A 10,257-nucleotide genomic window follows, 5' to 3' on the forward strand; every position below is an offset into this window, starting at 1 on the left:
GACTCGTCGTAGCGGGTGCCATCGAACTGGCTAATGTCGTCGAATTCGGTCTAGTTGGGTACGTCCTTAGCCTGGATCTCAACCGTGCGCTGCGACTGTCCGAGGAACTCGAGGTGGGCATGCTCGGCGTGAATACGGGCATCGGTTCGAATCAGGCGGCACCGTTTGGTGCAGTCAAGCAGTTCGGGCTCTGCCAGGAGGGCTTCGATGGCATCGAAGAATACTTGGTGACCCGCTATGTCGGCATCGCCGACCCCTTGGCCACCGCAAACTAGACCTCGGACGCACCTACCGCGTTGAAGGCCCCCCGGGTGACTTCTTGCAGCCCGGATGCGATCGAAAGGGGCCGAAGCCATAGTGAACTGGCACGACCTTCGGCGCGATGGCCACGGCAAATGGCGGGTCCTGCGATTGAAGCCTGTCGCGCGCATATTCGCGCCCGCAAGATGACCGTGCTGTTCAGCGGCTCGACCGAGGTGATTTAGTGCTTGAAGCGCGTGCTCGCACCGAACTGATTCTGGAGGGTCGCGTCGACGCCGTCGATGGCACGCAAACTTTGTCGCCATCCGCGCTCGTTCCCTACTTTAAGCAGCGCAGAGGCTGTCGGGAGGCCTGCTGTCGACGCACCGGGAGCGACCTGTGACGCGGGGCTTCCACCCGCGAGCATCAGGATCTAAAAATTGTTCAGATAACTGATATTGCGCGCCATCGCTAACTGCGATGACAACACCCGAGAGGCCGCGCCATGTTGGAATTGATCTTGGCCGTCACCGCGCGAAGTTACTCTTTCTGCGCCGGTTGATGCCGTCCAACATCGTGATCGACGCCAGCCACTCGCGGCGCGGTCTCAAATGGGGCGTGCCCGCGATGCTTCTCGCGGTCCTGTATGGGCTCGCTGCGGTGTACTTCGTCGGGCTGGTCGAAATTCGGAGGTCGCGATCGATGATGATGACCACAACCTCCAGAATGACATCGCGTACTGCCTGGAGCCCGTCGCTGCGAACGCGGATGCTGACTGGCTGCGCGTCGCGGTCGGGCGTGTGATCACCAATCCGACGGCGCATCGCTCGGAGCTCTTGGCTCTGGTCATCGAGCTGGCCCCGCCGCCTACCGCCTAGCAACGATCATGAACGCACCGCCGGTGGGTCAGCCGTCTGCGCTAACCTCCGAAAAGCGGCGCCAGTATGTGGCGGCGAACCGCGAGAAAGTCCGCGAGTACTACGACCGTTACTTCAAGACCCACCGCGACGAGGTGAACGCCTCGGCCGCCGCGAGACGGGATGCTGACCCCGACCACACGAAGCGGATCACTCGGCAGTGGGCCGAGCGCAACAAGGAGCGCCGTGCGGGGGGTGCACCGCAACCGGCGGAGTGATCCTGGGATCTACCAATCCGAACTGGAAGCCAACGCTGCAGCAGGACGCCTCAAGCGCAGCCTCAGTCGGGCCGGTCTCCCGCGGAAACCATTGCGTGCGACGACCGCGGCCGAACGCCGCACCAACGCGCGCGAAGGAGACGCTTATTTCAATGACCCATCGCGGCCCGAGCATCTGCGGCAGTTCACGGTGTTCGTCGCATCGTTAACCGAGCACATGCTCAAGAACGGTGCCCGCATGCACGAGTTCGCCGAGGCCTACGTATCGTCAAGAGCACGCATCGGGCTTCCTCCTGTTCCGGTGGAGACCATCGTCTACGCCCGAGCTGTCGAGATAGTCGCAGAGCGGATGCGCCGGGTCGACCTGCTGATCAGCCGCGACGTTGCGACTGCCGTGCGAAGTGCGGAGCACGAAGGCCGTGGTCACGCGCTTCGAGCGACAGCAGCGGCTAAACCACCTCGTGGTAACCGTCGTGGCGCACGTGCACCGCCACAGTGTGCGGCTTCGCGTCGACGCGGAGACGGAGAACAAAGCGAGGGCCCACCGGAGAAAGCGGAGCGTGCCGGTTGAGTCGCTCGTCACGCAATTCGCGATGCAGAAGGTGATTGGACGTGAGCCCCGGATCGGCCTGATGATCGAGGATGTTCGAAGAGCGGCTCATCGCGCGGTTGCGCTTTGCGGTGTCGCTTGAATCTTGCCGTTACGTGGTCGACGAACAGAATGGCAGACGGTCATTTAGATAAATGTTGGTCGTTGCGCGCGACGTCGTTTTGACGCGCAGAGGGTCCTACGATTAGTGATGTTGTTGTGTCATCCGTTGCTGCTATCCCGAGCATGGCACGGAACAAGCCCAAAGGTTTACACAGGAGTCTCCGGATAGGCCTTTCTGGACTTGGGCTCTGATGAGACCTGGCTTTTTTGAGCGCTGGTGCGCAAGCATCGAGTCTCCGTTGAGAGTCCTTCCGCCATTCCCGTTCCCGAATCACAGAATATTTACGGTTTCAACCCGTGCGAACGGGCCGCACTTGTTCAGCCCTCCGGTTGACGGAAGGTTACTCCGGTTGCAGCCGATCGGCAGGACCCTATCGGTGCACTCATGCGCATGAGTGCGAACGGAGTGATTACTGGCAACTTGCGACGAGCGGCGCAGACCACCTAACCAAATCTACGACTAGCATCAGGCCGTCGGACGAGGCAGAACCGCGGGGATACTGGGACCTTGTCCCCTGCAGTAAACCATGACCGTGCGTCGGAAACTGATTACCGGCGTTCCGTCTTGGTTATAGCCCGTCGTGCAAACAGTCACGATACCAACGTTGGGTCGAGATGCAGATTCGCGTACCTCAAGAACCTCGGATCGAGAATAGACCGTGTCACCCTCGAAAAGCGGGTTAGGCAACCGAACCTCATCCCAGCCAAGGTTCGCCATCACGTTCTGCGAGATATCGCTCACGGACTGCCCCGTTACTAGCGCCAGCGTGAAGGTCGAGTTGATTAGCGGCTTGCCGAATTCTGTCTGTGCAGCGTAGTGATGGTCGAAGTGTAGCGGGGCCGTGTTTTGAGTTAAGAGGGTGAACCACGAGTTGTCCGTCTGTGTGACCGTTCGGCCCAGCGCGTGCTGGTACACCTCACCCACGACAAAATCCTCGAAGAAACGTCCGCGCCAACTTGGAAGCTTTGTCATTTCCTTTAGTTCTCTCTCTCTCGCTCGGCGCGACTAGGTCGAGAATCCGTCTCGCGTGACGAACTACCGCCTCGTCGACCATTTTGCCGTCAATCCCAACCCACGCCCCTTGACCGGCGTCTGCAAAGACTTTTGCGGCACGAATCAACTCTCTGGCTGACTCGACCGCGCCAGCCGAGGGTGTGAATATCTCATGAATGATACGTAATTGAGCGGGGTGTATAGCTACGCGACCGACGAACCCCAGCCGGCGCAACTTTTCAGTGGACGTGCGGAAAAGTTGAAGATCTGAATAATCTGTTGAAACCGGGCCGACGGGGGCTGCCAGGCCGCTGGCCCGAGACGTGACAACAACGTTCGACCGAATAGTCGAAAGTTCCTCACAATTGGCACCGGGCTCCATCTCCACGTCCGCGGCGAGGTCGGCTTCCCCGAGCTGCAGCATGATCACTCGCGGCCTGGCGATCGGAAGGATGTTGATTATTGCCTCGGCCGTTTCAATGAGAGGCTTAATTGCGATCGCGCCTGGGGAGAGGCCCTGTTTTCTCTCTGCTTTGGTGATCACCTTGTCGGCCGCGGTGAGATTGGCCGACGAGGTGATTTTCGGCAGTACAACTCCCCGTTGGTGTGCCGTCGCGAGTTTGTTCAACTCCTGGAGCCCTGTATCGCAGGCATTCACCCGGACCCATCGCTCCACCACCCGGCCATCGGCGTTCCGGGTAACCTGCTCGGAATCTAACCAGGCGAGGACTTCCGTCAGGGCGCGCGATTTGCGGCCGAGCACTACCGAGTCTTCAAGGTCGGCACTAACTTCGTCCGCTTGCCGCCCTTCTGCCAAGTCGAGTCGTCGACCCGCGCCGCCAGGTACATAGAGATAACTCCGCAGGATTCGGCGGATACCGGGAGGAGTCATCGTCAAAAAAGGATCTGTACGAGCTGGCGCGACGTGGTGAGATGATCGCGCATGGCGGCCTCGGCACGAGAAGGATCCCTGCTTTCGAGCGCACTTAACAAGTCCGCATGCGAAAGCATCGCATCCTTTGACGGTGGCCGGTTCTTCCAGTGCATTCGCCAGAATCGCAAGCTGTGCAGCAACAAGCGGTCGGCGGCATCCTGGAGCAGCACATTCTGTACAATGTGCACGAGCCTGACGTGAACGGCGTGGTCATCGAGAAGGAACTGCTCGTAGTCTGTGCTTTCGCGGTCGCGATCGACGGTCTCTACAAGAGTGCGCAGTGCCGCGAGATCTTCCTCACTCGCGCGTGCGGCCGCAATGTACGCAACACCGCACTCAATCGTTTCGCGTGCCTCGAATATGTCAAGGACATCCGGCAGCGTCAGCGGGGTCACGGCCGTGCCACGCCGGGGCATGATCGTGACGAACCTGTCTTTCGCGAGTCGCGCAAGAGCCTCTCGCACCGGAACGCGGCCAAGCCCCAGTTCGCTAGCAAGCGCGCTTTCGTTGATGAAGGTGCTGGGCGGAAGACGTAAGTCAACGATCATATCTTGCAGGGTCGCATAAGCAATGTCACTGTCCCGTTGAGCTGGCACCCACATTCCTTCCTTCGCTTGCCATTATTAACGACTATCCCTAACAACCGAGGATGCTGAATATAGTCTCCCTCGACTGCGTAAACAACTGATATACAAGATGTGTTCATAAGTGTAGGTTTGGCAGCGGAATCAAAGAAGGACTTCCGATAACCGATTCGACGTCAGGATTCGAACGCATGGCCAATGGGACAGGTGTTGCCGGCGCGAGCGCCGCAACAGCCAGCGAAGGTGCATTTCTGGAGGTCGCTGGCCTCGGTGTGACTTTCGGCGGGCTAACCGCGCTTAGCGGATTCGGCCTGAATCTCGAACAGGGCCGCCTCTTGGGGATCATTGGCCCCAACGGCGCTGGCAAAACTACTCTCTTTAACTTGCTCACCGGACTCGTACGGCCCACGACCGGGTCCGTAGTGCTTGAGGGCCGTGACATCACTGGCGCGAAACCCCACGTGCTCGCCGACGCCGGAGTCGCTCGCACGTTTCAGAACATTCGCAACATTCGGGGGCTTTCAGTCATCGACAATGTGAAAGTCGCACTGGGACTTCACGAATCCCCGTCGTTGCTATCAACGATCTTTTTTACGCCGGCATACCGCTCCGGACAATTCCGCACTGAGCAGAAGGCACGCACACTACTTCAGTTGCTGAATCTGGACGACGTGCGGAATTTGCCGGGTGACGGATTGCCTTACGGCGCTCAGCGGCGGCTTGAAATTGCATGCGCGTTGGCGCTCGAGCCGAAACTATTGCTGCTCGACGAGCCGGCAGCGGGGATGAACCCAACGGAGACGATTGAATTGATGGAACTCATCAAGAGAGTTCACCGCGAGTTCGGGCTCACCATCATGCTCATTGAACACAATGTGCACTTCATCATGAACACGTGTGAACGGATTCAGGTGTTGAACTACGGTCAGCTCATTGCCGACGGTGAACCGTCCTATATCCGAAAGCACCCTGCCGTGATTGAGGCCTACCTCGGAGCGGGAGCCCACGATGCTTGAGATTCGGAACCTTTTCGTCGCCTACGGCAAGATTGTCGCCGTTTCTAAGCTCAGCCTGACGGTCAACGAGGGTGAAATCGTCACCGTCGTCGGGAGCAACGGCGCAGGAAAGACCACAACTCTGCGGACTGTCTCTGGAATGCTCAAGCCACAGTCCGGTGAAATATCGTTCAAAGGCCGGTCGATAGTCGGACTTTCCCCTGAAGCAATTGTGACTCGCGGCATCTCCCATTCGCCGGAGGGAAGAATGGTTTTCGGACGCCTCACGATCACCGAGAACTTAAAACTTGGTGCATACAACCGTAAGGATGCTGCCGGTGTGAAAATCGATATGGAGCGGATGTTCGAAATGTTCCCGGTGCTTGAGCAACGTAAGTCGCAGCGGGCAGGAACCCTCAGCGGTGGTGAACAGCAGATGTTAGCTATTGCTCGCTCACTCATGAGCAGGCCAACACTTCTTCTCCTGGATGAGCCGTCACTCGGACTCGCTCCTCTGCTCGTCGAGCAGATCTTCGATGTCGTGGTTGAGCTCCGAAACGAAGGCGCCACGATTCTTCTGGTCGAGCAAAACGCGAATGAGGCCCTGCGCATTTCCGATCGAGCTTATGTGCTCGAAACGGGAACCGTGACCGTCGAAGGACCCTCGATCGAACTGATTAACAACCCACAACTTCGTGCGGCCTACCTGGGACTGGACTAATCCGATGACGATGAACTACATCCTGCAACAGCTGGTGAACGGGCTAGCCTTGGGCAGCATTTACGCCCTCCTCGCTATTGGGCTAACAATGGTTTACGGCATCCTGCGTCTCATCAACTTTGCGCACGGAGACCTCATGATGCTCGGTGCTTACGTCTCGAGCATCTTCATAAGCGCAACGGTCGTCCCGATTTTGTTCGCTGTCATGATCCCGACCCTGCTCATGGCTGTCATGGGCCTGATTGTCGAACGAACCGCGTACAAGCCGCTACGAGGGGCGCCGGAAGTTGCGATGCTAATCACTTCCCTCGGTGTGAGCCGATTAATACAGAATTCAACGGTATTGGCGCTCAGTCCTCAGCCGCGCGCATTCAGTCTCCCAGGCGACCTCACAAAGACCATGAATGTGGGTGGTATCCGGTTCACTCAGCTGGATGTCCTAACCTTTGCTCTGGTAATCGTTCTCATGGTGCTCCTGACCCTTTACATAAATCGATCGAAGACTGGCATGGCGATGCGAGCTTCGAGCGAGAATCTTCAAGCCGCGCGACTTATCGGTATCAACGTCAACTGGGCAATTGGCGCAGCTTTTGTTCTCGGTTCTGCTCTCGCCGGAACAGCTGGCTTTCTCTGGGCCTCGCGGTATGGAATCATCGACCCTTTCATGGGTTTCCTCCCCGGCGTGAAAGCATTCGTGGCGGCCGTCATCGGCGGGATTGGGTCGATTCGTGGGGCAGTAGTCGGAGGGGTGCTCCTCGGGGTCGCCGAAATTGGATTCGTCGGCTTTCTGCCCCCGGAGTTCTCGGGCTACCGTGACGCCTTCGTCTTCACGCTCCTGTTGATTGTTCTGCTCGTTCGGCCGAACGGCCTGTTTGGTGCCTCCGAGGTTGAGAGGGCATAAGTGATGAAAAGCATCATTACGCGCAAGAATGTCGTCCTGCTCGGCGGGCTCGTTCTACTCGTGATTCTCCTCGGAGTTGCGGACGCGACGCTCAATAACTATTACTTGCGAATTCTTCAACTAATCGGGATCTACATTGTTCTGACGGCCAGCCTCAACCTTACAAACGGTTTTACGGGGGATTTTTCCCTCGGCCATGCGGCATTTATGGCCATTGGCGGCTATACCTCGGCGCTCTTGACTATGCCGCTTGCCGCGCGAGCCCTTCAGCTCGCGGAGCTGCCGGTCTGGTTCCAGGAGTTTGTATCCCCCTTCCCGCTGGCGACCGTGTTCGGTGGAATTCTCGCAGCGATTATTGCTTTGCCGGTCGGCCTAGTCGTGTTGCGACTTCGCGGTCACTATCTCGCGGTGGCTACCCTCGGTTTGCTGATCATCGTCAAGAGCATCGCGAGCAACTGGGAGCCTGTCACCCGCGGTGCTCGCGGCTTGAGCGGTCTAAACGCGGAGACCAATCTGTGGTGGGCGTTCGGATGGGCCGTCATTACGATCTTCGTCGTTTGGCGAATGGTGCACTCTCCCTTCGGTCGATCGATGATTGCCGTGCGGGATGACTCCGTGGCCGCGGCGAGCCGCGGTGTGCACGTCTTCCGGATTCGCCTCGTTGCGTTCATCATGAGTGCATTCTTCGGCGGGGTGGGTGGCGCGTTGCTAGCCCACCAACTAACGGCAATAACGCCGCCCACCTTTTCCTTTGATCTGACCTTCTTGATTGTGATCATGCTTGTCATCGGCGGATCGGGCAGCGTGACAGGTTCCGTTATTGGAGCCATCATCATGACAATCCTGCCCGTGATTCTGCGAGACCTAGAGCGCAGATTCGATCTGCCCGGTGTGTCACAAATTATTATCGCGGCCGCCCTTATCGCGTTCATGATCTTCCGTCGGCAAGGCCTCATGGGTCACCGCGAGCTTCATCCCTCGACGTGGTTCATGAAGAAGCCGGCCACTCCAGCTTCAGTTGACGCACCACAGCAGTAATCGCACACCCACAACACCACGAAAGGCATGACAATGAGAAATATCCGATTTATGGCCCTCGGCGTGAGCGCTGTGATGCTCCTCGCCGGTTGTTCCGCTGGCGGCGGCGGTGGCGACAGCGACGAGATTGTTGTCGGCGCTGTCTACAGCATCACCGGGTCGCAGGCATCAATTGACGAGCCTGCCTACAACGGATTCAAACTTGCCGCGAAGGAAATCAACGAGGCGGGTGGTATCAACGGAAAGCAGATTCGCGTCGCGTTCTCGGATGCCGCCTCCGACACAACGACTCTGACGAATGTCGTTTCCGAGCTCATAGAGAACGACGGCGCGGTGGCGCTCGGCGGAACAAATGACTCCACCTTCGCGCTGGCAGCCGGGCCAATCGCCCAAGCCGCTGGCATCCCGTTCGTTGCTTCCGGGGCAACCCTCCCGACGCTGCCCGACCAGGTCGGTGATTACATGTTCATGGCCTGCTACGGTGACGACCTGCAGGCACAGGCAATCGCGAACTACTCGATGGAGGAGTTGGACGCCAAGACTGCATGGGCACTCGTTGACCAGGCGTACGACTTCACGACCGCGCTTAACACCTTCTTCCAGGAGCGTTTCATCGCAGTCGGTGGCGAGATCGTCCTCGAAGATTCGTACAAGTCGGGTGACACTGACTATTCGGCGCAGATTGCACGACTTCAAGCGCTGCCGACGCAGCCTGACGTGCTGTTCGTCTCAGCAATCCCAAATGAGGCCGGAATCATTACTCAGCAAATCCGCGAAGCGGGGCTCACGCAGCCCATCGTTTCCGGTGACGGCTACGACACTCCGCTGGTCGCTGAAGTCGCGGGCGACAACTCGAAAGACGTCTACTTCTCCACTCACGTCTCGCTAGAAAGCGAAGATGCGGTTGTTCAAAATTTCGTCAAAGCTTACACCGAGGAATACGGTACGGGTCCCGAGAACGCATTTGCCGCTTTGGGTTACGACACGATGAACCTCATCGCTGACGCACTCAAACGTGCGGCCGACGATAGCGACCCGGCAGCGGTCAAGGATGCTCTCGCCAGCACCCAGGATCTCGTTGCGGTGACGGGCACAATCTCGTACCCCGAGGGGTCGCGTAAGCCGAGCAAGGCCGTCTCCATCATGCGAATTGTCGACGAGGTCACGACGTTCGTCAAGGTGATCGAGCCCTAACCCCGCGTCGTTGGGCGGCTCAGCAGCAACCTCGCTGAGCCGCCCAACGTGAGCTCTTCGCCGCTCGGGCGCTCTTAAAAAAAAGGAGAAAGAGAAGTGATAATCGTCGAAGGTAAGCAGGTTTATACCGAGCTCGAAGAGCTTGTCAATCCTGTGCATACCGCGCTCCTCGTTGTCGATATGCAGAGAGACTTCATCGAACCGGATGGCGTTTTCGGTCTCATGGGAGTCGACGTGAGCATGTATCGCAGGAGCCGCCCCAGGTTGCACGAACTTCTGACAAGCGCCCGCGAAAACAGCGTGCTCGTGGTACACATCCAAAACACGTCGCTGCCCGGGCGAGCCAGCGACTCGCCGGCGCAAATTCGATTTAACCTGCGGATGCACGCGGATGCCCGCTCCGGAACTCAGCCCCTCACATATACCCGTCCCGGCACCCCTGGATTCGAAATCGTCGACGAGCTCGCTCCGGTCGGCGATGAACTCGTCGTGCGCAAGTATCGGTCCAGCGCGTTCTGGGGAACCAATCTTGATCTCCTGCTGCGCAGTAACGGTATCGAGACGGTGGTCGTCACCGGATGCACAACAGAGGGTTGTGTGGAATCCACCGCTCGCGACGCGATGTTTGCGAGCTACTACGTGGTTCTCGCCGAGGACTGTGTCGCCAGTGACGATCCGGCGCAGCACGACGCGTCAATGCTGCTCATGCGCCACCGTTTTGACACGGCAACGGAAGCCAAAATTCGAACGGTATGGGCAGGCAGTCCAGCTGCCCTCACCAGTTAGACGCCAGCAATCGAATTGAATTG

Annotated in this window: 11 protein-coding genes; 8 read left to right on the plus strand and 3 right to left on the minus strand. The window is 58.4% G+C overall.

What is annotated here, in order from left to right:
- The first annotated feature begins 26 nt into the window (after positions 1-26).
- On the plus strand, positions 27-275 hold the full coding sequence (locus E3T47_RS03670; protein ID WP_422386470.1) for an aldehyde dehydrogenase family protein: 249 nt from the start codon (positions 27-29) through the stop codon (positions 273-275).
- Between the two features lie 851 nt (positions 276-1,126).
- On the plus strand, positions 1,127-1,375 hold the full coding sequence (locus tag E3T47_RS03680; protein ID WP_134554412.1) for a hypothetical protein: 249 nt from the start codon (positions 1,127-1,129) through the stop codon (positions 1,373-1,375).
- Positions 1,376-2,553: 1,178 nt separating this feature from the next.
- Here E3T47_RS03680 and E3T47_RS03685 read toward each other — a convergent pair.
- Genes E3T47_RS03685 through E3T47_RS03695 form a run of 3 tightly spaced genes read right to left on the minus strand, consistent with a single transcriptional unit; the run spans position 2,554 to position 4,617 of the window.
- Positions 2,554-3,060, minus strand: a complete 507-nt coding sequence (locus E3T47_RS03685) for a MaoC family dehydratase (RefSeq protein ID WP_134554414.1) — start codon at positions 3,058-3,060, stop codon at positions 2,554-2,556.
- Entirely contained in the window at positions 3,005-3,973 is a 969-nt protein-coding gene (locus E3T47_RS03690) for an HpcH/HpaI aldolase/citrate lyase family protein (RefSeq protein ID WP_241981962.1), read from the minus strand. Before E3T47_RS03690 ends, E3T47_RS03685 begins: the two co-directional genes overlap by 56 nt.
- A 2-nt stretch (positions 3,974-3,975) precedes the next feature.
- Entirely contained in the window at positions 3,976-4,617 is a 642-nt protein-coding gene (locus E3T47_RS03695) for a GntR family transcriptional regulator (RefSeq protein ID WP_134554418.1), read from the minus strand.
- 173 nt (positions 4,618-4,790) lie between these two features.
- Here E3T47_RS03695 and E3T47_RS03700 point away from each other — a divergent pair, with 173 nt between their 5' ends.
- The 6 genes from E3T47_RS03700 to E3T47_RS03725 all read left to right on the plus strand — a co-directional run bounded on the left by E3T47_RS03700 (position 4,791) and on the right by E3T47_RS03725 (position 10,234).
- Positions 4,791-5,615, plus strand: a complete 825-nt coding sequence (locus tag E3T47_RS03700) for an ABC transporter ATP-binding protein (protein WP_134554420.1) — start codon at positions 4,791-4,793, stop codon at positions 5,613-5,615.
- Positions 5,608-6,315, plus strand: coding sequence for an ABC transporter ATP-binding protein (locus E3T47_RS03705; protein ID WP_134554422.1), 708 nt, complete (start codon positions 5,608-5,610; stop codon positions 6,313-6,315). Before E3T47_RS03700 ends, E3T47_RS03705 begins: the two co-directional genes overlap by 8 nt.
- Before the next feature lie 4 nt (positions 6,316-6,319).
- Positions 6,320-7,216 carry a branched-chain amino acid ABC transporter permease gene (locus tag E3T47_RS03710; protein WP_134554424.1) on the plus strand — a complete coding sequence of 299 codons (897 nt, stop codon included), beginning with the start codon at positions 6,320-6,322 and terminating at the stop codon, positions 7,214-7,216.
- A 3-nt stretch (positions 7,217-7,219) separates the two neighbouring features.
- Entirely contained in the window at positions 7,220-8,254 is a 1,035-nt protein-coding gene (locus E3T47_RS03715) for a branched-chain amino acid ABC transporter permease (protein ID WP_241981963.1), read from the plus strand.
- A 33-nt stretch (positions 8,255-8,287) separates the two neighbouring features.
- On the plus strand, positions 8,288-9,448 hold the full coding sequence (locus tag E3T47_RS03720) for an ABC transporter substrate-binding protein (protein ID WP_198416583.1): 1,161 nt from the start codon (positions 8,288-8,290) through the stop codon (positions 9,446-9,448).
- Between the two features lie 96 nt (positions 9,449-9,544).
- Complete coding sequence (locus E3T47_RS03725; protein ID WP_134554430.1) at positions 9,545-10,234, plus strand: cysteine hydrolase family protein; 690 nt, start codon at positions 9,545-9,547, stop codon at positions 10,232-10,234.
- Positions 10,235-10,257 lie beyond the last annotated feature (23 nt).

Source organism: Cryobacterium ruanii, assembly GCF_004404055.1.
Taxonomy (GTDB): domain Bacteria; phylum Actinomycetota; class Actinomycetes; order Actinomycetales; family Microbacteriaceae; genus Cryobacterium; species Cryobacterium ruanii.

Bases quoted from the DNA above. Each gene is read 5' to 3' on its own strand.
- E3T47_RS03680 (WP_134554412.1), top strand. From the start codon at position 1,127: ATGAACGCACCGCCGGTGGGTCAGCCGTCTGCGCTAACCTCCGAAAAG.
- E3T47_RS03685 (WP_134554414.1), bottom strand. From the start codon at position 3,060: ATGACAAAGCTTCCAAGTTGGCGCGGACGTTTCTTCGAGGATTTTGTC.
- E3T47_RS03715 (WP_241981963.1), top strand. From the start codon at position 7,220: ATGAAAAGCATCATTACGCGCAAGAATGTCGTCCTGCTCGGCGGGCTC.
- E3T47_RS03695 (WP_134554418.1), bottom strand. From the start codon at position 4,617: ATGTGGGTGCCAGCTCAACGGGACAGTGACATTGCTTATGCGACCCTG.
- E3T47_RS03710 (WP_134554424.1), top strand. From the start codon at position 6,320: ATGACGATGAACTACATCCTGCAACAGCTGGTGAACGGGCTAGCCTTG.
- E3T47_RS03700 (WP_134554420.1), top strand. From the start codon at position 4,791: ATGGCCAATGGGACAGGTGTTGCCGGCGCGAGCGCCGCAACAGCCAGC.
- E3T47_RS03705 (WP_134554422.1), top strand. From the start codon at position 5,608: ATGCTTGAGATTCGGAACCTTTTCGTCGCCTACGGCAAGATTGTCGCC.
- E3T47_RS03720 (WP_198416583.1), top strand. From the start codon at position 8,288: ATGAGAAATATCCGATTTATGGCCCTCGGCGTGAGCGCTGTGATGCTC.
- E3T47_RS03690 (WP_241981962.1), bottom strand. From the start codon at position 3,973: ATGACTCCTCCCGGTATCCGCCGAATCCTGCGGAGTTATCTCTATGTA.